We start from the raw sequence: 23,791 nt of genomic DNA, 5'->3' as shown, positions 1-23,791 counted from the left end.
AACGGTCTTGACAAGGTATTAGCTGGTTTTAAGCTTTCGCCTGAATTTCTTAAGTCTCTACTTCTTAAATTTAGATTTCAAAACTACGATTAAACCGCCGATACAAATGCCAACTATGGCCCAACCTGCAATAAACAATACTGACTCCATGGTTCATGCCCCTCACTTGGCCCAATATTAGTTTTGCATGACAAAGTCCTTATCGGCCTTGTCGGCCTCGTGGAACATGCGCAAAATATTGTATTTGGTATCGCGCTGCGCCGGGATTTTGCCGGATTCGCGGATCAGTTGCAGAATCAGCTCGATGTTTACCTTATGTGTCGTGCCTGCAGCCGATACAACATTCTCCTCGATCATCGTGCTTCCGAAGTCGTTGCACCCGTAAGATAACGACAGCTTGCCCATCTCCGGCCCCATCGTGACCCAAGAGGATTGGAAGTTCGGAATGTTGTCCAACATAATGCGGCTTACCGCCACTATACGGAGATATTCCTCCGGCTTCGCCTTCTCGAGCTTGAGATTCGTATTATCCGGCTGAAACGGCCAGGAGATGAAAGCCAGGAAGCCCGGCGAAGGATAACCCATCGCCTTTACTTTATCCTGCTCGTCCCGGATTCGCATCATATGAAGCGCACGTTCCTCGATCGTCTCGCCAAGGCCGTACACCATCGTCGCGGTTGTATTCATGCCGTGTCGATGGGCGGAGTTCATCACGTCCATCCAATCCGTCCAAGAGCCCTTCATCCGACTGATCTTTCTGCGCGTGCGGTCATCCAGAATTTCGGCGCCGCCTCCGGGCAGCGAGTCCAGTCCAGCCGCATGCAGCTGGGCGACGACCTCGTCAAGCGACAGCCCTTCGGACACCACCTTCATCTTTTGAATCTCCGCCGGCGAAAAGGAATGCATCGTAATGTCGGGGAACCTCGCCTTGATTTTGCGAAGCAGATCGGTGTAATAAGTGAATGGCAGGTTAGGATTCGTGCCGCCTTGCATCAAAATTTCCGTGCCGCCGACGTCGATCGTCTCCTGAATTTTGTTCAGGATGACCTCATCGTCAAGCACGTAGCCTTCCTTGGAGTTCGGTGCGCGGTAGAACGCGCAGAACCGGCAATAAACATCGCATACATTCGTATAGTTAACGTTCCGACCGACCACGAAGGTCGTTATCGGCTCGGGGTGGCGCCTCAACATTAATTCGTTCGCAACGCGGCCCATCTTCTCGATCTGATCGGAGGCAAGCAGCTCCATGCCTTCCTCCTGACCGATACGCTCACCGCGCAAGGCTTTATCCAATATTCGGTCGATTGTGCTCATTCGCCTTCATCTCCCCCATCCGTGATAGTCATAATACTTAATCCTACCACACATTCGCGGGGCTAGCTATCATTCCGGGCGAAGGCAATCGTGACAAATTAGAGACAGAAATCAATAGAATGGATTAGTTGCCCTCCGCAAAACAGCTATGATTGCCTAGCTGCTTCCGCGGAGCGAATGAGTCGAAACGTCTCTCCGACCGCCAGCTTTAACAGAGGTCCGGCTTGCTCTATGCATTGTTCCAGCTTTGCGGGTTCCTTCACGATGGAGAAGCAGCCCGCGAAGTGCGGAGCCAGATCCGAAATACCGTCCCCCAGGCTGCCCGACATAAGAATACAGCGTGCTCCGGACTGCCGCGCGGCTTCGGCGACTCGCATGGGCAGCTTGCCATGCAGCGTCTGCCGGTCGCTCCTGCCTTCGCCAGTTACGATCCAGTCGGCGCCGCTCGCCCTGTCCGCGAACCCCGCTCGGGACATCATCCAATCCGCGCCGCTTGCCGCTTCTCCCCCGAGTGCCATGAGGGCGAAGCCAAGGCCTCCGGCGGCGCCGGCGCCGGGCCTGTCCCGTAGGAGCGTCCGCGAATGCGAGCTTGATTGCGATTGCGAAGCCGCTTGCAGCTGCATCTTTGCCACATGCCGACTTTGATAGGACGGCAGTTCCTCAAGCGCCTCTTCCAGCAAAGAGCCGTACAACAACATCGCTTGATCCAGCGGAGCCGCCAGTTCTTCCGTAACGCCTTTCTGCCTGCCGTATATGTACGTGGCGCCAAGCTCGCCGCATAACGGATTATCGACGTCGGTTGCGATCGTAATCCGGCAATCGGATAACCGTTCGTCCAGTCCCGCCAGCGACATGGACGCCAGCTTCAGCAGGTCGCCTCCGGAGCCGTTCAATCTGTTCCCCTCAGCATCGAGAAACTCGGCGCCAAGCGCGGCAAGCATACCCATTCCGCCATCATTGACAGCGCTGCCGCCCAGCCCGACCGCAAAGCGCCGTATGCCCATGTCCAGCAGTTCCGTAATAACCTCGCCGATTCCGGTCGAAGTGGCCGCAAGCGGGTCCAGCCTGCCTGCCAGCATCATCGTAAGTCCGCATATCGAAGCGGATTCCAGCACAGCCGTCCTTTCCCCGTCTCTATCGGGAATCAACGCGACAGGACTATTGACGGACTCTTTCAGCGGACCGGATGTCCGCAAATTGATGAGCTCGCCCTTTGAGGCATACGCGACGGCCTCAACCGTGCCTTCGCCGCCATCCGCTAATGGAATGACGTCGCATTCCGCGTCGGGATTGATCTCCCGAATGGCTTCGGCCGCGATGGTTCCCGCATCCAGCGAGCTTAAGCTCCCCTTGAACGAATCAAAAGCCAGCAGTACCTTCATCTCAACACTCTCCCGTTTCTTATGCTCCTTGCCTGACGAGCAACGTCGACAAGCTCACCTTGCTTGACGCTTGGCGCTTTCGATCGCAGCCAGTATCAATCTTCGCCACGCTTGATTAAAGCGCGTATCGGCAGCTGCTTCTTCCCGGTTCACCCTGATTATTGTCAGTCCCAAGCCAGGTACAACGCATGCGTCCCCTTGTCCGCAAGTCCGGCATCCGCCAGACGTCCATAGAGTTCCTTTGCCAGCGACAATCCCGGAAGCTCGATGCCCATCTCCGCCGCAGCGTCCAGCGCGATCCCCATATCCTTAATAAAATGTTTTACAAAGAAACCCGGCTCGAAATTGCCGGCAATGACGCGCGGAGCCAAATTCGAGAGCGACCAGCTGCCCGCCGCTCCGGATTCGATGCTGCGAAGCACGCTCTCCAAATTCAGGCCCGCGTGTTTGGCGTATACAAGCGCCTCGCAGACGCCGATCATATTGGAAGCGATCGCGATCTGATTGACCATCTTCGTATGCTGGCCCGCTCCGGGGCCTCCTTGCAGCACGATGTTTTTGCCCATGAGCGACAGAAGCGGCTGCACCTCCGTAAAGGCGGCCTCGTCACCTCCCACCATGATCGACAGCGCCGCGTTGCGCGCGCCGATATCGCCGCCCGAAACGGGAGCGTCGAGGGAATGTTGACCTGCAGCGGCCGCAGCTTCGTGAATGCGAACGGCAAGCGCGGGGCTGGAGGTCGTCATATCGATCAAGTAGGTGCCCGGCTTGGCCGATCCGATAATGCCGCCTTCGCTCAAGTAAATATCCTCAACGTCGCTCGGATAACCGACGATCGTAATAATGGCGCCGCAAACCGAAGCCAGCTCGCCCGGCGAATCATGCCAAACCATGCCCAGTTCCAGCAGCTCTGCCGCCTTCTCCTTCGTTCTCGTATAAATATGAACCTCGTAACCTCCGTTCAGCAGATGTTTCGCCATGCTGCTGCCCATAACGCCCGTTCCGACAAAACCAACCTTGGTCGCGGCAGGACTGATCGCCATCGCTATCCTCTCCTTTATCCAATCATTCTCGAAGTCATTGCTAACTTTCGTCTATTATCAGGCTAGCTTGACCGCTTCCCTTACGTCAAGTCGTTTCACCGTAAATCTCGGTCCCCAGTCCTCGTAGGCAACCCTGAGCCCCTTCCAGCTTTCCCAAAAATAAAAATCACTCTGACGGGTGTTCGATCCCCTGTCGATTCATTGTGGACGGCAGCACAGTTAAGTAAAGGTTGACCGTAAAGGACACCACAGTCGCTATTTCGCAAAAATGGGGCCTGTTCAAATTGTAACGGACACAGACGACCTTACTTCCGTCAAAACCGCATAGAATGGGCGGAAATGCACCAAATAGCGTCATCTGAGTCCGTTAGATTTTCAATACCGCGAAAATGCTGCAAATAGAGGCGCTGAGGTCCGTTAGCGAAAGCAGAACGTTCAGCTCAGTTACTCACAATGAATCTATAGCCTCTATGGGTCCGTTAGATTCTGGGCCGGTCCATATTCTATAGGTGTAACACCGTTCGTTATCCACCTTCGAAATGTTGCATAACAAAAGCCGCCCGGAAGGGCGGCTTCATATACTTTTTAAAAGTTCATATAAGAGAGCTTGTCCAGTAGTGTATATCCTGCATTTGCACCATTGTGGCTCTCTATTGCCCCACTATTGCTACTATGAGGCTCCACTTTCGGTCCTCTATTGCTCCTCGATCTCCAGCTTCGCCGCGTCGAGCGCCTGCGACAGGTCGGCAATGAGATCCTCGACGTGCTCGATGCCGACGGAGAAACGAAGGAGTCTGTCGTCAACGCCGACAGCCTTGCGTATTTCTTCGGGAATGTCCGCATGCGTCTGCATAGCCGGGTACGTCATCAGCGATTCCACGCCGCCCAGGCTCTCCGCGAACGCGATCAGCTTGATATGGCGGAGGATCGGCTCGACATACCGTGCGTCCTTCAGACGGAACGAGAAGATGCCGGTGTTGCCGGAGGACTGGCGATTTTGAACGTCATGTCCGGGATGATGCTTCAACGCCGGATAATACACTTCCTCGATCGCCGGATGCTCGATCAGGTATTCAGAAATTTTCGTCGCGTTGAATTGATGGCGTTCCATCCGCAGAGCGAGCGTCTTCATGCCTCTCATTAGCAGCCAGGAATCCTGAGGCCCCAATACGGCTCCGATGGAGTTGTGAAGAATGGCCATCTCCTTCGACAGCTCCTCGCCCTTCGTCACGATCAGTCCCGCCAGAACGTCGTTATGTCCGCCGAGATATTTGGTCGCGCTATGTACGACAATGTCCGCGCCAAGCTCGATTGGGCGTTGCAAGTAAGGCGTTAGCAGCGTATTGTCCACAATGGTCAACAGTCCTTTTGACTTCGCCCAGTTGCACACCCGCTCTAGGTCCGTAATCATCATGAGCGGATTGGTCGGCGTCTCGATCAAGACCGCCTTCGTGTTTTCTTGCAGCAGAGAAGACATGCCGTCGATATCGTTCGTGTCGACATAGGATGCCGTGACGCCAAATCGCTTCATAACTCTCTCGAGCAAACGGTACGTTCCGCCATACAGGTCTAGCGATACGATCAGATGATCGCCCTGACTAAAGTAAGCGAAGATCGTCTGCAAAGCCGCCATGCCGGAGCTGCAGGCGAATGCCGCATCTCCGGATTCCAGCTGAGCTGCCGCTTCCTCCAGCACCGAACGCGTCGGGTTTTTCGTGCGGGAATAGTCGAAGCCCGTGCTTTGCCCCAATTGCGGATGGCGAAATGCCGTGGATTGATAGACGGGAAAGCTGACCGCTCCCGTTACAGGCTCCTTGATGGAGCCGATTTGCGCCAATTGACTTTCGATTTTCATCTGTACGTCGCAACTCCCTTACATATCGAATTGAGGTACCTCTACCCCTGCCTCTCGAAAATGAGCGGCTTAGCTTTGAAGCTAAGCCGCTTCGAAAGCAAGATTGTTTTTATCGCCAAAAAGAATGATCTTCTTTGCGCTTAAAATCTCAGATGCCCGCGCCCAGCTCGTAAGGCGTCTGCTGGTATACGTAATAGTTCAACCAGTTGGAGAAGAGCAGATTCGCGTGAGCCCTCCATGTCGACAATGGCACCCGGTCCGGATTATCGCCCGGGAAATAATTGCGCGGCAGCTCGATGTCCATGCCCTTTGCCACGTCGCGATCGTATTCGAATTTCAACGAATTCGGATCGTATTCGGAGTGACCCGTTACGAAAATTTGGCGGCCGTCGCGCGAGGCGACGATATAGATGCCGGATTCTTCGGATTCCGACAGAATCTCCAGCTTTTCGACGGCTTCGATATCTTCGCGGCGAACCTCCGTATGGCGCGATTGCGGAACGTAGAACAACTCGTCAAACCCTCTCAACAGCGACACGTTGCGTTTTTCGACGGTGTGCGGGAAGACGCCGAATATTTTGGCATCAAGATTGTACTTCGGCACTCCGAAGTGATGGTACAAGCCCGCCTGCGAGGCCCAACAGATATGAAATGTCGATGTGACATGGGTTTTGGTCCACTCCATGATTTCCTTTAATTCTTCCCAGTAGTTCACTTCCTCGAACGGCAGATGCTCTACCGGAGCGCCCGTGATGATCATGCCGTCGAAATAATAATGCGCAATTTCGTCGAACGTTTTGTAGAACGACTGCAGATGCTCTGCCGACGTGTTCTTCGAAGTATGCGTACGGGGATGGAGAAGCACAACCTCGACTTGAAGCGGCGTGTTGCCGATTAGGCGAAGCAGCTGCGTCTCTGTCGTTTCCTTGGTCGGCATGAGGTTCAATATCGCGATTCGAAGTGGACGAATATCCTGGTGGTAAGCCACGCTCTCGTCCATGACGAAGATGTTCTCGTTGTTCAGTATTTCCTTTGCTGGCAAGTGATCCGGCACTTTAATCGGCATATTGATTCCTCCTTGGTGTGCGAGCAACAAAAAAGACCCCTTCTGCGTGAGAAAAGGTCGTCTGCTCGGTAAAGAAGCCGTCTCCCTTTCTCATCTCTCAGAAACATTACGTCTCCGCAAGAATTAGCACCGTGCTATTACGCCGGTTGCCGGGCTTCATCGGGCTGGTCCCTCCGCCTGCTCTTGATAAGAAAGTAGTCTATTCAATTGTTGCTTGCTTAATTAACTTACACTTTAATGCATTCCGTTATTCCCGTCAAGAGCCTCTTTTGCATATGCTGGTATTCGGTAAGTCTTTCCTCGGCATAGGCGCTATTGTTAAGGCATTATTAATCCTTGAATGTTGTCTTCCCACCGGAGTATACTAGACAAGAATTGGACCTGTATTCGACAAAATAAAGGAGTGTATGGCGATTATGGAAGGCGATAGACCAGAGCCCGAACCGAACCCCAGCAAGGAAGCCGGCTGGATGTCCCAAGCGAAGCAATGCCCCTTCGATTACCCATACGCTCCGACTTGATCTCATATATCCCGGAATGTAAGGCGTAATGAAGTGCCGCAGCCCTCTCTTTGGCGCCAGCCTGCCTCCTGCCACACGAGAGGAGTAACAGACGATGAAAATCAGACATGTAAAAAACGGCGTGTTCACAACCGTCGACAATATTGAAGAAACGCTCGTCGCGCCTTCGGAAGGATTTTTTTGGATCGACGCCGACGTAGAGGATCTTGCCGTCCTGCAGCCCCTGTTCGGCATGCACGACCTCGCTGTCGAGGATTGCCTGCAAGAAGAGGAGCAGCGTCCCAAGATCGAAATATACGAAACTCATTATTTTATTGTTATTAACAGCATCCGATTTGACGATGAAGAAATTTTCCTGCGCGCTCTTAACATCTTCCTGGGCCAACATTATATCATTACGGTCACGAAGCAAAAAATCAACGAGCTCCGTACAGTAAAGCCGATTTTATGGGAGCAGGAGGTCTGTCGCCCGGATCAGTTCCTGTACTACCTGGTCGACCTTGTTGTCGACAGCTACTTCTCTGTCGGCGACCGTATCGATAACCGGATCGAAACGTTAGAGGAAGATATTCTGATGCATACCAAGAAGTCGCATCTTAACGAAATTATCGGTCTGCGCGGTGAAATCCTTTGGGTAAAGAAGGTGCTGGGTCCTCAGCGCGAGGTCATCTTTACGCTCAACAAAAAAGAATTGAAGCTGATCGACGACCAGTTGCAGAAGTACTTCAGAGACGTATACGAGAATTCGCTAAAGATCGCGGAGTCGTTCGAAACCTATCGCGACCTGATGGGCAACTTGCGCGAGGCGTATCAGTCCAGTCTATCCAGCAGGGCGAACGAGATCATGCGCGTGTTTACAGCGATTACGACCATCTTTATGCCCCTTACTTTCCTGACTGGCATCTACGGGATGAACTTCGACGCGATACCGGGCATCCATTATCGTTACGGCGCCTATGTCCTTCTTGGCATTATGCTCCTGCTGGGATGCAGCATGTACTTCATCTTCCGCAAAAAAGAATGGCTCTAGCAGCACTGCTGCTGGAGTTTTTTATTTTTCCCGGTATTCAACTTACTGAACCGCCGCCAAGGATAGCGCCGAACGTTTCACCTCGGTTTAAGGATCATTTCCCCTTTTGCCGAAATCCGCGGTTGTAAGTTATAATAGATAATTATGCCCAGTGACATTCGGCAATGTCGAAAGGGGGAATCAACTGGACATGAACATGAGTCAGCTGGAAACCTTGCTAACCATATCCAAGACAATGAGCTTTCGCAAGGCAGGGGAACTGCTTAATTTGACTCAGCCTGCAGTATCAGCGCAAATCAAAAGTCTGGAGGACGAATTCAAGACGATTTTGATCGATCGTAATCAGCCCGTAACGCTTACGGATCACGGACAAGTATTCCTGGAGCATGCCGAGCGCATACTGGACATCGTCGAGGAGCTTAAACAGAAGCTCGATGATCTCAATCAGACGCCTCAGGGCCATATTACGTTAGGCACCACATCATCCATCGCCATTCAAATATTGCCACGCGTCTTATCGTACTTCCAGAACCAATATCCGCAGATCAAGACAACCATTCATACAATGCCTTCCTCACAGGTCATGGCCAGCGTGGAGAACGGATCCGTTGACGTAGGAATTACTTATCTGACGGAGAAAACGCCAAGTGTTGCTTCCTCCGTTCTTTATTACGACACTTTCGAGCTCGTCGTATCGCCTGATCATCCCATGAGCACTCTAACTCATACAACGGTCGACAAGCTTAAGGACATACCCATGATTATGCTGGCGCCGGATACGCTCGGACGGCGGTTTGTGGATGCAATCTTCCGCAAGTACAACATCGTGCCCAATATTGTCATGGAGCTGTCGAGCAGCGAAGAGATCAAGCGAATGGTCGAGATCGATCTCGGCGCCGCGATCGTATCGAAGCTGTCCATCCCATCGGAACTGAAGCGCGGCACGCTCAAGCTCATCAAGGTTCACGAGCTCGAGACAACGCATCCAGTAGGAGTCGTCTACAAGTCGGGCAAATATTTAAATACCGCCATGATGCAATTCTTGAGTGATCTGAGAGGCATGCCGGAACATCAATTCATCAGCAGCGAGTAGGAGTGATATCTGTGAAATTCGATCTACATACCCATCATATTAGATGCGGACACGCAGACGGCAATATCGAGGACTATATTCTGGCCGGCATCGAAGCCGGCTTGCAGGTAATCGGCATATCGGATCATTCTCCTTACTTCTATCACGAAGAAGATCAGCCGTCTCCCGGCATTGCAATGGCCAGAAGCGACTTCGCGAATTATGTGGACGAAGTGCTGCGGCTCAAGCATAAATACGAGGGACGGATCGAAGTGCTGCTCGGGATGGAATCTGACTTCTTCCCGGAATTCGCGGATGATTATCGAAGAGCGTACGACGGAGTCCCCTTCGACTACTTGATCGGCTCGGTACATCAGGTCGGAGGCGTCAGCATCTTCAACCGCAATCGCTGGAACAACCTTCGCCAGTCCATGCACGTCGCGGAGAAAACAAGCTATTACGATCTGATCAGCCAATCCGCCCGAAGCGGCATGTTCGACATTTTGGGCCATATTGACGCAATGAAGGGATATTACCCCGACTTCTCCCATATCCCCGCCCACGATGCCATCGATGATTGCTTGAAGACGATTGGAGAATGCGGCGTTTCCATCGAGATCAATACATCGGGAAGCACCAAAGATGTCGGCGGATGGTATCCTTCCGACGAAATCCTGGAGCGTGCGCTGCACTTCGGCGTAGGCGTAACGTTCGGCTCCGATGCCCACGTTCCAAGCCGGGTCGGCGACGAATGGGATCTTGTGGCAAAACGGCTGAAGGAGATCGGCTTCAAGCAGTGGCTGTTCTACAGAAAACGCAAGCCCGTCGCGGTTCCTCTTTAATAAAGGAATGGACGATTAACAAGCCGGATGCAAGGGCATTGCCTTGTGCATTCGGCTTTTTCGAGAGCATGGGATGGCTCGCATATGGGCAAAAAAAAGCGGACCCGCCAGCGGCAGGTCCAAATTGATATATGAAAAGGGGGTCTTGCAACTATAATACCCCCGGCATGTAATGGGCGTGTCACAGCAAGATTTCAATTGTGTAACAAATTTCGAAGCGTGGATTATGCCACCATCGTTATGGACCGCTATCGGCGGCGGAATTTGATGGCACTTACTTTTTGTTCGTATATATGATACAATAGGAGTTACAAAAAGCGGGGTGATTTCGGTGGATTATTCGACAATGTGCCCAAGATACGAAGCAGCGGCCGATTTGTTAGGCAAGAAGTGGACAGGACGAATTATACGGGTATTGCTGGGCGGTCCGAAACGATTCAAGGACATGAAAGAGCAAATTCCCGAGATGAGCGATAAAATGTTGACCGATCGAATGAAGGAGCTGGAAACGCTCGGCATCGTAAACCGCCATGTGTATCCGGAGATGCCGGTAAGGATCGAATACGAGCTGACGGCCAAGGGCCGCGACCTGCAGCCCGTCATCGAATCGATTCAAGCTTGGGGCGAGCAATGGATGTAAAATCTTTGTACGCTTTAACCGCCAAGGACAATGTCCCCGGCGGTTTTTTCGTTTTTATTACGGTCAGGAATCCGGGCTTGGAGGCTTCGGCTCGAATAGCCTGCCATTCTTGGCCTCTGCAATAACTTCCTCCAGCCATTCCTTCTCGGCCAGACTTAACTTCAGAATACCTCGAAGCAGATGGACAGAACCGCGCGGCAGCGTCCCAGCCTTGAGCTGCTGAACGGCCTCCATCATCGAAATTCTTTCTTTACACGCCTCCAGCTGCGTCTCCAAGCAACGAAGCGCTTCTGTATGATCGCTGTGCCGTATAAACGGCAGTGCAGAGAGCACTGGATGCTGAGGGAAGGCCGTCTCCCCCAACTGCTTGTTAAGCAGCTTCACCAGAGTCTCACGGCCTTTGTCGGTAATCCGGTAAATCGTTTTGTCCGGTCTGTTTTGGCCGGGTGCTTGCACGATCTCCACCGCTTCGATAGAGCCCTCTTGGCATAACTGGTCGACGGCATAATACAACGATCCGTCGCGCACGTTAAAGGTGACATGCCAATTCCGCGCTTTGATCGTCTGTCGAATATCGTAGGGATGACGATCCCGTTCCATCATTAGTCCCAGCACGAGCAGCTTTACCGACATGCCCTTACCCTCTGCGCAGCGATGGTTTCGGCGGACGTCCGCCGCCCTCTTGGCCGGATGTGGATGGGGACGGCGCAGCTTGCGATCTGGCGCTTCCCATTAAAATCGCGAATACCAGCGCGGCGATAGGCAAAATAACAGACCATTGGAACACATGGACGATGGAATCGGCGAGCTTGCCAAGCAAGGAGGCCACGATCTCTTGGCTGAGCCCCATCTGGCTCTGAACCACAGGATCCAGCAGCGCTTGACCGCCTTTGATCTGTTCGGCGATCTCGGGGCTAATATTCGGCACCTCTTGCAAACCCGATTGGAAGCTCAGCTTCTGGATAACGCCGAATACGGTGATGCCAAGAGCAGAGCCGATCGTCCGGAAGAAGGTAATCAGGGAGGTTGCCGATCCCTTGGATTGCGGCGGCACGGAGCTTAGCGCCGATATATTGAGCAGCGAGAAAGATACGCCCATGCCCAGACCTACGACGATCATATACATGGTGATAACGCCTCTGCTCGTCCCCGCATCCATTCCGTACCCGAGCAGCAACGTGCCTGCAAGAAGCGTCAAGCCGGAGATGACCATTACGTTGCGAAACTTGAATTTGTCAGCCACGCGCCCGCCGATCTGGCTGCTCAATACGACCGCCAGCATCATCGGAATCAGAACGGTGCTTGTTTCCGTAGCAGATTTGTTAAATACCCCTTGAATAAAAATCGGGATATACGTCGCTCCTGCGATCATGACACCGCCATAAAGCAAGCTGATCATCATGCTGCTGGTAAAGACCCGCCTTCCGAACAAGCCAAGGTTGACGATGGGATCCTTGGCCTTGGTCTCCGCGTACAAGAACAGCGCAAGCAACACGCCCGCGCCCGCAAACAACCCGATCGTTTGCAGCGAACCCCAAGCCCAGCCTTCCGTCCCTCCGAGCTCCAGTCCGAACATGAGCAGCAAAATGGATATGGTGAGCAGAATCGCTCCCGCCCAGTCGATATGCTGTTTTTTCGATGATTTGGTCTCGTGGTACGCCTTAAGTATAAACGCGAACGCGAGCAGGCCGATAGGCACGTTAATGTAGAAAATCCAGCGCCAGCTGAAGTTATCCGTTATCGCCCCGCCCATAATGGGACCGAATACGCTCGATATGCCAAACACGGCGCCGAATAATCCCATCATTTTGCCGCGTTTTTCCGCGGGGAACATCTCGAAAATAATCGTAAACACGATCGGCATGACGGCTCCGCCGCCAATCCCTTGAATCGCGCGGAAAATAATGAGCTGCTCCATGTTCATCGCCATTCCGCACAGAATGGAACCTGCCACGAACAGTCCCAAACCAAGCAGGAAGAACTTGCGCCGCCCGTACATATCCGATAACTTCCCGAAGATCGGCGTCGCCACGACCATCGCGATCATGTAAGCCGAATATACCCATATAAAATATTCAAAGCCGCCTAGCTGCTTGATAATCGTCGCCATCGCGGTAGAGACGATCGTCTGGTCCAGCGATGCCATAAACAGGCCTAACATCAGGCCGGCTACGACCAGTTTCGTATTGCTTTTGTTTGCGTCCATCCTCTCACCTTTCCTTCATCGTTATCTCTTGATTATCCTTTCGTAATTATACTCAAATTTGAGCTATTTTCAACCTCAAATTTGAGTAAACAGTTTGTAAACCTTCGGTTCCCGATTGACAACAGGGTCGGTTTTTATTATGATGAAATCAACAATTGATAATAGTTATCAATATCAAATAGAGATATCGGCTCATCCGAAAGAGCCCCGCAGCGGGTATCCGCATGCGAGGCTTGTGATCCGGCAGCTCGTGCTTAAGAGCTCCGCTTTTGTATGAAGGCTAGATTACATGCCAAGCCATTTCTTAAAGAGATGCGTGGTGGTGTCTTTGTTCATCGCCGCGATGGAAGTCGTCAGCGGAATGCCCTTCGGACAGGAACGCACGCAGTTCTGCGAGTTGCCGCAGCCTTCAATGCCTCCGTCCGTCATCAACGCGTCCAGACGTTCGTGCTTGTTCATCTCGCCCGTCGGGTGAGCGTTGAACAGGCGAACCTGCGAGATGGCTGCCGGACCGATAAAGCTGTTCCGATCATTGACGTTCGGGCAAGACTCCAGGCAAACGCCGCAAGTCATGCATTTCGACAGCTCGTACGCCCATTGGCGCTTCGATTCCGCCATGCGCGGACCGGGACCCAGATCGTACGTTCCGTCGATCGGAATCCATGCTTTAACCTTTTTCAAGGCGTTGAACATACGTTCACGGTTGATGACGAGGTCGCGTACAACCGGGAAGGTGCGCATAGGCTCCAGACGAACGGGCTGTTCCAGCTGATCGATCAAGGCGCTGCACGCTTGGCGCGGCTTGCCGTTGATGACCATGGAGCAAGCGCCGCACACTTCTTCCAGACAGTTGGATTCCCAGCATACCGGCGAAGTTTTGACGCCGTCCGCAGTCGTAGGATTACGTTGAATTTCCATCAAGCCGCTGATGACGTTCATGTTCGGGCGATAGGGCAGCTCGAACTCTTGCGTGTACGGCTTGGATTCCGGCGTATCCTGGCGGGAAATAATAAACTTGACGGTTTTGGATGCTACAGTCGTTTCGGCCATCGTTATTCTCCTTTCTTCTTATCAGTCTTTTTTCTTATCGGTCGAATAGTCGCGTTTGCGCGGTGCAATCAGGCTGACGTCAATGTCCTCGTAGGAGATCTTCGGTCCGTCCGGCGTCCAGTCGGCGATCGTCGACTTCATGAACTGATCGTCGTCGCGTTCCGGGAAGTCCGGCTTGTAATGGGCTCCGCGGCTTTCGTTCCGCATAAGCGCTCCAAGCGTCATCGCTTCGGACAGCTCGATCATATTCCACAGCTGACGCGTAAACGCCACGCCTGCGTTGTTCCATTGCGCCGTATCGTTAATGTTGATGTTCTGGTAGCGCTGCTTGAGTTCCTTGATTTTGCCGATCGTCGCTTCCAGCTTGTCGTTGAAGCGCACAACCGTCATATTGTTCGTCATCCATTCGCCCAGCTCTTTGTGGATGACATATGCGTTCTCCGTGCCGCTCATGCCGAGAATGCGATTGTACTTGTCGGCATGAAGTTTCGTGTCGCGATCGAATACGGAAGAGGAAATATCTTCAGCCGATTTCTTGAGGCCTTTGATATATTCCACCGCTTTCGGTCCGGCCACCATGCCGCCAAAGATCGCGGACAACAAGGAGTTCGCGCCGAGACGGTTCGCGCCGTGGTATTGATAGTCGCACTCGCCGGCTGCGAACAGACCGGGAATGTTGGTCATTTGGTTGTAGTCGACCCACATGCCGCCCATGGAGTAGTGAACCGCAGGGAAGATCTTCATCGGAATTTTGCGCGGGTCGTCGCCCATAAACTTCTCGTAAATTTCGATGATGCCGCCCAGCTTTACGTCCAGCTCCTTCGGATCCTTGTGAGACAGATCAAGATAGACCATGTTCTCGCCGTTAATGCCGAGCTTCTGATCTACGCAAACCGAGAAAATTTCGCGAGTCGCGATATCACGCGGCACCAGGTTGCCGTAAGCCGGATATTTGTCTTCAAGGAAATACCAAGGCTTGCCGTCTTTATACGTCCAGATCCGTCCGCCTTCGCCGCGCGCGGATTCCGACATGAGACGAAGCTTGTCGTCGCCGGGAATAGCCGTAGGGTGAATTTGGATGAATTCGCCGTTCGCATACTTGACGCCTTGTTGATAGACGGCACTTGCGGCCGTACCCGTGTTGATAACGGAGTTCGTCGTCTTGCCAAAAATGATGCCCGGGCCGCCGGATGCGAGAATAACCGCGTCTGCGCGTACCGTTACAATATCCATCGAACGGAGGTCCTGAGCGGATACGCCGCGGCATACGCCATCGTCGTCAAGAACGGCGCCGAGGAACTCGAAGTGTTCGAACTTGTTGACCAGACCCGCGGATTCCCAGCGGCGCACTTGCTCGTCGAGCGCGTAGAGCAGCTGTTGTCCCGTTGTAGCCCCGGCAAATGCCGTACGGTGATATTGCGTGCCGCCGAAGCGACGGAAATCGAGAAGGCCTTCGGATGTTCGGCTAAACATAACGCCCATCCGGTCCATCAAGTGGATAATGCCGGGCGCTGCCTCGCACATCGCCTTAACGGGAGGCTGGTTCGCCAGAAAGTCGCCGCCGTATACGGTATCGTCGAAGTGCTCCCATGGAGAGTCGCCTTCGCCCTTGGTGTTAACGGCGCCGTTAATGCCGCCTTGCGCGCACACGGAGTGGGAACGCTTGACCGGCACAAGGGAGAACAGGTCTACGTGAATGCCCGCTTCCGCTGCTTTGATCGTTGCCATCAAGCCGGCCAGGCCGCCGCCGACAACGATGATTTTATTTTTTGCCATTACGCTTCGCTCCTTGTCTTCGATACTAACCGATATTCGTCCATGTCAGAGCCGCATTAGCAGCTTCTTTGAACTCGTCGCCCATGAACGCTACCAGCGAAAGAATGAACAGGGCAGATACGACTACGAACACGCCCATGCAAATGTAGGAAGAAATGCGCTGCGCCTTCGGTCCGATCGTAATGCCCCAGCTGATCAGAAATGCCCACAGGCCGTTGCTGAAGTGGAATACGGCAGCAAGAACGCCGATCAAATACAGCACGAAATAAGTTGGATCCGTTGCAATCTTATTCATGGTGGAGCCAAGCTCCTCGTGCGTGATATTGCCGAGATACACTTGCATGCGGGTCTGATAGACGTGCCAGAAAACGAATACAAACGTGATCACGCCCGTTACGCGCTGAGCCGTGAACGCCCAGTTGCGGCCATACTTGAACCGTCCCGTGTTGGAGTTCGACTGGTAGGCAACGTACAGACCGTAGATACCGTGGAACAACAACGGTAGATAGATCACGAATATCTCAAGCAACGGCAGCAAAGGCAAGCTGTTGATCAGTGTAACGCCTTTGTCAAAGCCCTCCGGTCCACGCTCGAACGCTTGATAATTCGTGAGTCCGTGCACAACAATGAACCCGCCCAGCGGAATGATGCCGAGTAGCGAGTGCAGCTTGCGCGAGAAATACGAATTTCCTTTCATGTTTCCTTCTCCTTTCAAAACTGTAGGTGTACCCATTACATTAATTAAACAAACCATTCTACATTGTAACGCCCGCTCGTACCCCCGTCAACAAAAGTCGACACACATTTGCCACACTTCCATCCTACTCCTTTTCAACTTATAATGGAATTGCATATTTATTATAAACTCTTATAACCTAACGACATAAGAGGTATTCCTCAAAGGGGGCCTTACGCGTGTACGAAGAAATAGACGTGTTCCGTGTCATCGTGGAGCATTCCAGCATGAACAAAGCATCGGCGCAGCTCAATTTGTCGCAGCCCGCGCTCTCCCGCAAGATAGCCAAGATGGAGGATGAGATCGGAGCCAAGCTGTTCCGCCGCATCGGCAAGCGGCTCGAATTGACTCGAATCGGACAGCTGACGTACGAATACGCGCTGGAGCTGCAGCAGCTTCACCGCACTTATCTGCACAACGTGTCCGAATATACGGCGACGGGCCGAACCTCGCTAACGATCGGCGCAAGCTTGACCACCTTGCAGACGACGCTGCCGGACCTGATCCAGCGGCTGACATCCACGCATCCCGAATTCGACATTAAAGCCATTACCGGCAAGACTCACGAGATTGTGTCCTACGTCCGCGAACATAAGGTCGATATCGGAATCGTCGCCTCGCGAATCGACGATCCATCCATTCGCTGCGTCTCGCTATTCGACGATCATCTGCTGCTCGTGCTCCCCCGCAATCATGTCATCACGGACAAAGGCGAGCTTGGCATGGATGATCTAAACGGATTGCCCATGATTCTGTTCTCGAAAGGCACCTGGTATCGTATATTAACGGATGAGCTGTTCGAATCCCATCGAATATCACCGGATGTACGCATGGAAATCGATTCGTTCGAAGCGATCCTTCGGCTCCTCCATACTTGCCGCGCTGCTACACTGCTTCCGAAATCGTACATGAGGCAGCAGCTGCTGGAGGATAACGATCTGATCGTCATGCCGATCAGGGAGCTGGAGGAGGCGAAGCGGACAACCTCGCTCATCCATGTCGATCCCGGCGTACTAAGTCCGTCGGTCAAGCTGTGCATTAACGAAATCTCGGCCGTTTACGCCCAGCATCCTTCCATTTAGTTATTTCCATATGAGTGAAGGTTCATAAGGCGTCTGCCGCCAATCTTATGATGAGATCGACAAGAAGGTGCGTCGTTGGAACTAATACCCAAAGATATGATATGGTAATGAAGGAAAAAGAACGGAATCATAATCCTACCAGAGGTGAAACATGACTGAAATGATTACTCGCAAAGAGTGGAAGCGTTACGGAATCGCCGCTATTATATGCGGAATCCTGTTTACGCTGCTGGAAATCGTCCCTATGATCGTCTCGGTCCAGGATCATCCCTACGGAGGCAAGGTTGTCGATAAGGAAATCGTGCTCGAGAGGGCAGTCTCGTTCGCCGAAGAGTCCACCGGTTATGATGTGCGCGACGAAAAGGCTGTCCATCAATCCGATAAGCTGTTCAGCGGTTATCTGTCCAAAGAAAAGCTGTCTCAGAAATTCGAAAAAGAATACGGCGTCAACTTCCCGACCGACACGTTCCAGGTTAACTTGCGTTTCGCGGACCGTAAGGGTACCGGATTTGTGTATCTCAATATGTATACCGGCAGTGTAGTCGCCTGGAACTTTAATCTCAGGGAAGGCGATACCGTTGCCGAACAGGAGCAACGCGAGTTGCTGCAACAGTATTTGCAAAACAAACCATTGCCGGGGAGCTCCCCATCCGACTTAACCTTAAACAATAAAGGCGAATGGAGCTTAACGGCGAACGGCGATCCTTCCATTGTAGGCGAAGCCGATCTACACGTGTCGTTTAAGGTGCAGTCCGTCGACGGAGAGCCGATCATCACGAAATATAAACCAACCTTCGAAGTTCCGGCAAGCTATAAGTCTTATGTGAGCGGCCAAGATAAACTTGCCGGCTGGCTGACGGGGATCGGCTACGCGCTGATGAGCGTCATTCTCGGCATATTGGCAATCGTATACGCCATTCTTTACCGCAAATTCACCTCGTTCAAATATGGCTGGGTGCTAACAGTCATCTTCACCATTGCATACGTGATTATGAATGTAGGCGTCATTGACGGATTAATCGCGTCACAAGGCGAAGCGCCGTTCGATGACAGCATCCTGCTGGTCACAATGGTCATTACCGTGCTCGTCTCCATCCCGATGGCGGCTTCCGTTTATCTCTCCATCGTCGCCGGCGACGGACTATGGAAGGCGCAAGGACGGCAGCTCTGGCCGCGACTCGGCCAGCCGGGTTATGGCGACTACGTATGGAAGAGCATGGGACTGTCTTACTTGTTCGCGATTATTCTGCTTGGCATACAGCCGCTCCTTTTCCGTTTGCTGGAGGTTCTCATCGGGACATGGGGCACAAGCGACGTCACGATGTCTCCCTACAACTTCAGCGTGCTCTGGCTTATGCCCGTGCTGGCCTGGGCTGCGGCAATATCCGAAGAAGCCGTGTTCCGATTCTTTGGCATCGGCCTGTTCCGCAAGTGGTTCCGAAACACGTTCGCGGCTGCGATACTTCCGACTTTGTTCTGGTCGCTGGGGCATGTCCTGTATCCGTTCTACCCTTCCACGACCCGCCTGTTCGAGCTTATGGTCGTCGGACTTCTGTTCAGCTTTATTTTCGTCCGTTACGGCTTTATTACGGCGATGTTCACGCATGCCATCTTCAACAGCATAGCCGTCGGCAGCTCGCTCATCATGGTGGGCGGGGCGGCGAATATTACATCCGCGATTTTCTTCGTCCTGTTGCCGGTATTGATCGCTTACGTGCTCCGGTTTTGGGATAGGCGCAAAAAAAGGACGAATCCGTCGATTATGTCGACGGTTCGTCCCTTAGAGCCGCAATAATGTCGCCGGCGAGCTTGTCGCCGATCGAGAGAGGCCTGAAGTCTTCGACTGAGGCCTCTTTTATTTTTTTGAGCGACCCGAAATGCTTTAGAAGCTGCTTTCTGCGTTTCTCCCCGATGCCCGGTATGGCATCCAAACGCGACTCGACCATGGACTTCGCGCGCTGCTCGCGGTGGAACGTAATCGCGAATCGATGCACCTCGTCCTGAATCCGCTGCAGCAGGTAAAATTCCTGGCTGTCCCGGGGCAGAGGCACAATCTCTGCGGGATCCCCGGTCATCAGCTGCGCCGTCTTATGTTTGGCATCCTTTACAAGGCCGCATACGGGGATGTACAGACCCAGTTCGTTTTCCAGCACGTCTAGCGCCGCCGAGATCTGCCCCTTGCCTCCGTCCACTACGATGAGATCCGGTCGCGTTAATCCTTCCTTCAGCACTCGTTCGTACCTGCGGCGAATTACCTCCCGCATCGTCTCGTAATCGTCCGAGCCGACGACGGTCTTTACCTTGTATTTGCGGTACTCCTTGCGGTCCGGCTTGCCGTCCGTAAACACAACCATCGCGGAGACGGGATTCGTCCCTTGAATGTTGGAGTTATCGAACGCTTCGATCCGGCGAATCTCATCAAGGCCAAGCCAGCCGCCAAGCGATTGGGACGCCTTGACGCTTCGCTCCTCGTCGCGTTCAATAAGCCGGAATTTCTCGTCGAGACTATTGCGCGCGTTGTCCTGAGCCATGCCCACGACTTCGCTTTTCTTGCCCCGTTGCGGCATAAGCACCTTCACCTTCAGCCAGCTTCCCAGGGAGGAGATAACCAGTTCCTCTCCCTCCTTGTCGGTCTCCGGCGGCAGCGGCAGCAGAATTTGCTTCGGCAATGCGGGATTGTCGCTGTAATATTGCGTAACGAACGTCATAAAATCGTCGTATTCTTCCCCATAATAAGGGAAGGTCGTACCATGCCGCTCGATCAGCTTGCCATTGCGCATGTACAAAATTTGAACAGCCATCCAGCCTTTGTCCACGGCATATCCAAAGATGTCGCGGTCCATGGAATCGGACATCGTAATTTTCTGTTTTTCCATAACCGCTTCTATTGCGATGAGCTGATCCCGGTATTCTTTGGCGCGCTCGAATTCCAGCGCCTCCGCAGCCTCCGCCATCTTGCGCTGCAGCTCTTCTTTGACGGCATCATGCCCGCCACCCAAAAAGCGTGTAATCTCGCCGATCATCGTTTCGTACGTCGCCTTCTCGATTTTATACTCGCAAGGGGCGATGCATTGCCCTAAATGGTAGTACAGACATACTTTGTCTGGAAGCGTCTTGCATTTGCGAAGCGGATACAGCCGATCCAGCAGCTTCTTGGTCTGCTGGGCCGCGAACGCATTGGGATATGGGCCGAAATATTTGCCTTTATCCTTAACGATGCGCCTCGTCACTTCCAGCTTCGGGTGCGCTTCGTTCGTAATTTTGATATAAGGAAACGTCTTGTCGTCCTTGAGCAGGACGTTATAACGCGGATGATGCTGCTTGATCAGGTTGCACTCCAGAATGAGCGCCTCCATGTTGCTGCCCGTAATAATAAATTCAAAATCGTAAATCTCGGATACGAGCCGCTGCGTCTTGCCGTTATGGCTCCCGATAAAGTAGGAGCGGACCCTGTTCTTTAGCACCTTGGCCTTGCCTACGTAAATGATGACTCCGTCTCTGTTCTTCATCAGGTAACAGCCGGGTTTGTCGGGCAGCAGCGCCAGCTTGTTGCGAATGGCCTCCAATACTGCCTCGGGCCTGACCGAATTTTGTTCTCCTGTTATATCCATGCTTGTATCCTCCTCCCGCCAACCGAACACCTGTACACATTTTAGCATATTTCCGGGCAAATTTGCGTTATTATTGTCGCGGATGTCCTTTACAATCATTCGAAGTTTTGGGTATACTATTATCAGTATGTAGTCATAAGCGGAGTCTTACGACGATAAGTGGGACGTGCAGCTTTGAAGGGGGACGTTACGGATGGAAAATGTCAGAGATCCGCGCGAGCATGTTAATGAAGAACCGCGTGACGATTTGATGGATGTAGTGTTTGGATTCGGCGGTATGCTTGGTTTCATGGTCGTTGTTTTCGCCGTTGCCGTTATTGTGAAATTCGTCATTTCCTAATTTCGGATGACGTCATGGGGAGCCGTAACCGCCTGCATAGGCGGATACGGCTCTTGTCGTTATTTCCTTATATGGAGTGAAGGAGGTTTGAACTGCGCTTATGCGAACCACGCTTGAGATGATGCAGATCTTCGTCGATTTCGCCGGCAACGACTCCCGCATTCGGCTGGCCGTCCTGGAAGGTTCCAGGACGAACGTCAACATCGCGCCGGACGATTATCAGGATTACGACATCACTTATTTCGTGACGGACATGAATGCTTACAAATCCAGCGATGACTGGCTGGATGCTTTCGGCAAACGCTCCATGATGCAAAAGCCGGAAGACATGGAGCTGTTTCCCTCCGAGCTTGGCACATGGTTTTCCTACATCATGCTGATGGAAGATGGCAACAAAGTAGACCTGACGCTAATACCCGTAAACGAAGCAGATCGTTATTTTGAGGAATGCGACGGGTTAGTGGAAATCCTGCTTGACAAGGATGGGATTAGTCCGCCGGGTCTAGCCGCAACCGACCGGCAATATTGGCTTCGCCAGCCGACGGCGAGGGAGTTTGACGACTGCTGCAATGAATTTTGGATGGTATCGACCTATGTGGCAAAGGGACTTGCAAGAGGAGAATTGCTGTTCGCGATCGACCATCTGAACGAGGTCGCACGTCCCAACCTGCTAAGGATGATGTCATGGGAAATCGGCGCGGAGCACGGTTACGGATTCAGCGTGGGGAAAAACTACAAGTTCATCGACCGTTATCTTCCGAACGAACATTGGCTTATTCTGTTATCGACTTATCGGCTGGATGATGCGGAGAGCGTGCGACGTTCCTTGCATAGCTGCTTCGACCTGTTCCGGTCATATTCCGCGACGCAGTCCAGGCGATTCGGCTACCCTTACCCGAATTACGACGAAGTCGTAAGTACATATATTGAGCGAATCTTGCAAGGCCGCTAACGAATAAACACGCCTCCGGGGAGGCGTGTTTCCTTGCTTGCGCTATGTTATTGAACGGCTCTTAACGTTTCGCCGGGCTTTCCGGATTTGCCGCGCGTTCTGTTTCCCGCAGCCAGCTGATCCTGGCCCCCGGCTTCCGCGGCGGTTCCCCTTGATGCCGGAGCGTCGTACCTTTTCCTCTCCGTACGGTCGATCTGAACGATTTTTCCGTCATGGACCGTAATAACCACCTGACCGTACTCGAGACCGTTCACCTGCTCCAAGATTCTTTCTTGCCACACCTCATCGACTTCAAGCGGCTTTGCCATTACAATCCCCTCCATCATTGATTTTCCTGCCACAATTTGAGCGTTAACATTCAACTTTAATGGTTGCCGGCATGCGATGCCCCCGACTTCCACTCGACAATCCCTTTCACGATCAGCGTAATCACGGCAAGCATCACGAGCAGCGATGCGACCGCGAACGACGCGGAGAATTGATATTCGTTGTACAGAATCTCCACGTGCAGCGGCAGCGTGTTCGTCTGTCCCCGGATATGTCCCGATACGACGGAGACGGCTCCGAACTCTCCCATTGCCCTGGCATTACATAGGATAATGCCGTAGATCAAACCCCACTTGATATTCGGCAGCGTCACCCGCCAAAAGATGGAGCCTCCCTTCGCGCCCAGGCTTGCCGCCGCCTCTTCCTGCTGTACTCCCTGGGCCTGCATAAGCGGTATTAGCTCTCTAGCGACGAAAGGCACAGTCACGAAAATGGTGGCAAGCACGATGCCCGGTACAGCGAATACGATTTGTATACCGCGATCATCGAGCCAGGGACCGAAATAACCCTGCGCTCCGAACATGAGCACGTAGATTAGGCCGGCAATAACGGGGGACACCGCGAACGGCAGATCGATCAGAGTAATCAAGAAGTTTTTCCCCTTGAACTGGAACTTGCTGATCGCCCAAGCCGCGGCAACGCCGAACACCGTATTCAGAGGTACCGCTATGGCGGCTACGATAAGCGTCAGCTTAAGCGCCGAAAGCGTATCGGGCTCCGTCAGTCCTTTGAAATACAAGTCCGCGCCTTTTCTAAAACCTTCCACGAAGACGGATACGAGCGGCAGCAGGACGACGAGTCCCAAAAATAGCAGCGCGATCGCGATCAGAATCCACTGCACATATTTGGGTTCTGTTATGTGTTTCGGCCTTTGGGCCGTTTCTTTGTTTCCATAGACGGTAATGGCGCCAGCCATCCGAATCAGCTCCTTTGCATCCTATTTCAT

At 52.8% G+C, this 23,791-nt stretch carries 21 protein-coding genes and 1 riboswitch; of the genes, 8 read left to right on the top strand and 13 right to left on the bottom strand.

The annotated features are described in order from the left end of the window. Positions 1–177: 177 nt before the first annotated feature. From mqnC to metA, 5 genes are all read right to left on the bottom strand, one after another. On the bottom strand, positions 178–1,314 hold the full coding sequence (mqnC, locus tag B1748_RS33895; protein ID WP_087572395.1) for a cyclic dehypoxanthinyl futalosine synthase: 1,137 nt from the start codon (positions 1,312–1,314) through the stop codon (positions 178–180). Positions 1,315–1,460: 146 nt separating this feature from the next. After that, positions 1,461–2,696, bottom strand: a complete 1,236-nt coding sequence (locus B1748_RS33890) for a glycerate kinase (protein WP_087572394.1) — start codon at positions 2,694–2,696, stop codon at positions 1,461–1,463. Between the two features lie 164 nt (positions 2,697–2,860). After that, positions 2,861–3,757 carry an NAD(P)-dependent oxidoreductase gene (locus B1748_RS33885; protein ID WP_483874421.1) on the bottom strand — a complete coding sequence of 299 codons (897 nt, stop codon included), beginning with the start codon at positions 3,755–3,757 and terminating at the stop codon, positions 2,861–2,863. 676 nt (positions 3,758–4,433) lie between these two features. After that, the gene (locus tag B1748_RS33880) at positions 4,434–5,594 is read right to left on the bottom strand and encodes an aminotransferase class I/II-fold pyridoxal phosphate-dependent enzyme (protein ID WP_087572392.1); all 1,161 of its coding nucleotides are present in this window, start codon (positions 5,592–5,594) and stop codon (positions 4,434–4,436) included. Between the two features lie 148 nt (positions 5,595–5,742). Continuing rightward, on the bottom strand, positions 5,743–6,660 hold the full coding sequence (gene metA, locus B1748_RS33875; RefSeq protein ID WP_087572391.1) for a homoserine O-acetyltransferase MetA: 918 nt from the start codon (positions 6,658–6,660) through the stop codon (positions 5,743–5,745). Positions 6,661–6,747: 87 nt separating this feature from the next. Then, a riboswitch (SAM riboswitch) is annotated at positions 6,748–6,853 on the bottom strand. 422 nt (positions 6,854–7,275) lie between these two features. Here metA and corA point away from each other — a divergent pair. The 4 genes from corA (at position 7,276) to B1748_RS33855 (ending at position 10,765) form a co-directional block, all read left to right on the top strand. Beyond that, a complete protein-coding gene (gene corA / locus B1748_RS33870; protein ID WP_087572390.1) occupies positions 7,276–8,211 on the top strand; it encodes a magnesium/cobalt transporter CorA in 936 nt (311 codons plus the stop codon). A gap of 190 nt (positions 8,212–8,401) precedes the next feature. After that, positions 8,402–9,304: a LysR family transcriptional regulator gene (locus B1748_RS33865; RefSeq protein WP_087572389.1), complete on the top strand. Its 903-nt coding sequence runs from the start codon at positions 8,402–8,404 to the stop codon at positions 9,302–9,304. A gap of 11 nt (positions 9,305–9,315) precedes the next feature. After that, a complete protein-coding gene (locus B1748_RS33860) occupies positions 9,316–10,125 on the top strand; it encodes a histidinol-phosphatase (protein WP_087572388.1) in 810 nt (269 codons plus the stop codon). 331 nt (positions 10,126–10,456) lie between these two features. Next, positions 10,457–10,765 carry a winged helix-turn-helix transcriptional regulator gene (locus B1748_RS33855; protein WP_087572396.1) on the top strand — a complete coding sequence of 103 codons (309 nt, stop codon included), beginning with the start codon at positions 10,457–10,459 and terminating at the stop codon, positions 10,763–10,765. A gap of 63 nt (positions 10,766–10,828) precedes the next feature. On the opposite strand, the gene B1748_RS33850 is transcribed toward B1748_RS33855, so the two are convergent. The 5 genes from B1748_RS33850 to B1748_RS33830 form a co-directional block, all read right to left on the bottom strand. Beyond that, the gene (locus tag B1748_RS33850; RefSeq protein ID WP_087572387.1) at positions 10,829–11,398 is read right to left on the bottom strand and encodes a PadR family transcriptional regulator; all 570 of its coding nucleotides are present in this window, start codon (positions 11,396–11,398) and stop codon (positions 10,829–10,831) included. A gap of 4 nt (positions 11,399–11,402) precedes the next feature. Then, positions 11,403–12,971 (bottom strand): MDR family MFS transporter, encoded by a 1,569-nt coding sequence (locus B1748_RS33845; RefSeq protein WP_087572386.1) that lies wholly within the window; start codon positions 12,969–12,971, stop codon positions 11,403–11,405. Between the two features lie 285 nt (positions 12,972–13,256). Beyond that, entirely contained in the window at positions 13,257–14,021 is a 765-nt protein-coding gene (sdhB, locus tag B1748_RS33840) for a succinate dehydrogenase iron-sulfur subunit (RefSeq protein WP_087572385.1), read from the bottom strand. A 21-nt stretch (positions 14,022–14,042) separates the two neighbouring features. Continuing rightward, the gene (gene sdhA / locus B1748_RS33835; protein ID WP_087572384.1) at positions 14,043–15,797 is read right to left on the bottom strand and encodes a succinate dehydrogenase flavoprotein subunit; all 1,755 of its coding nucleotides are present in this window, start codon (positions 15,795–15,797) and stop codon (positions 14,043–14,045) included. Positions 15,798–15,822: 25 nt separating this feature from the next. Beyond that, entirely contained in the window at positions 15,823–16,494 is a 672-nt protein-coding gene (locus B1748_RS33830) for a succinate dehydrogenase cytochrome b558 subunit (RefSeq protein ID WP_087572383.1), read from the bottom strand. A gap of 218 nt (positions 16,495–16,712) precedes the next feature. Between B1748_RS33830 and B1748_RS33825 the strand changes: the two genes are divergently transcribed. Both B1748_RS33825 and B1748_RS33820 read left to right on the top strand, forming a co-directional pair. After that, positions 16,713–17,615: a LysR family transcriptional regulator gene (locus B1748_RS33825; protein WP_087572382.1), complete on the top strand. Its 903-nt coding sequence runs from the start codon at positions 16,713–16,715 to the stop codon at positions 17,613–17,615. Positions 17,616–17,766: 151 nt separating this feature from the next. After that, complete coding sequence (locus tag B1748_RS33820) at positions 17,767–19,410, top strand: CPBP family intramembrane glutamic endopeptidase (protein WP_087572381.1); 1,644 nt, start codon at positions 17,767–17,769, stop codon at positions 19,408–19,410. Here the strand turns inward: B1748_RS33820 and uvrC are convergent. Next, complete coding sequence (gene uvrC, locus B1748_RS33815) at positions 19,376–21,226, bottom strand: excinuclease ABC subunit UvrC (protein ID WP_087572380.1); 1,851 nt, start codon at positions 21,224–21,226, stop codon at positions 19,376–19,378. The two genes, B1748_RS33820 and uvrC, sit on opposite strands and share 35 nt — an antisense overlap. Before the next feature lie 193 nt (positions 21,227–21,419). Here uvrC and B1748_RS33810 point away from each other — a divergent pair, with 193 nt between their 5' ends. Together B1748_RS33810 and ant(6) are read left to right on the top strand one after the other, a co-directional pair. Continuing rightward, positions 21,420–21,566, top strand: coding sequence for a YqzM family protein (locus B1748_RS33810; RefSeq protein ID WP_087572379.1), 147 nt, complete (start codon positions 21,420–21,422; stop codon positions 21,564–21,566). Positions 21,567–21,666: 100 nt separating this feature from the next. Beyond that, positions 21,667–22,518: an aminoglycoside 6-adenylyltransferase gene (gene ant(6) / locus B1748_RS33805; RefSeq protein WP_087572378.1), complete on the top strand. Its 852-nt coding sequence runs from the start codon at positions 21,667–21,669 to the stop codon at positions 22,516–22,518. A gap of 47 nt (positions 22,519–22,565) precedes the next feature. Here ant(6) and B1748_RS33800 read toward each other — a convergent pair whose 3' ends face one another. Both B1748_RS33800 and cysW read right to left on the bottom strand, forming a co-directional pair. Then, positions 22,566–22,826 carry a YezD family protein gene (locus B1748_RS33800; RefSeq protein ID WP_087572377.1) on the bottom strand — a complete coding sequence of 87 codons (261 nt, stop codon included), beginning with the start codon at positions 22,824–22,826 and terminating at the stop codon, positions 22,566–22,568. Between the two features lie 56 nt (positions 22,827–22,882). Beyond that, on the bottom strand, positions 22,883–23,761 hold the full coding sequence (cysW, locus tag B1748_RS33795; protein WP_087572376.1) for a sulfate ABC transporter permease subunit CysW: 879 nt from the start codon (positions 23,759–23,761) through the stop codon (positions 22,883–22,885). Between the last annotated feature and the right edge of the window lie 30 nt (positions 23,762–23,791).

Source organism: Paenibacillus sp. MY03 (assembly GCF_002165585.1).
Classification (GTDB): Bacteria; Bacillota; Bacilli; order Paenibacillales; family Paenibacillaceae; genus Pristimantibacillus; species Pristimantibacillus agaridevorans.
Note: the sequence above shows the minus strand (reverse complement) of the source record. Positions and strands in the feature narration are given on the sequence as shown.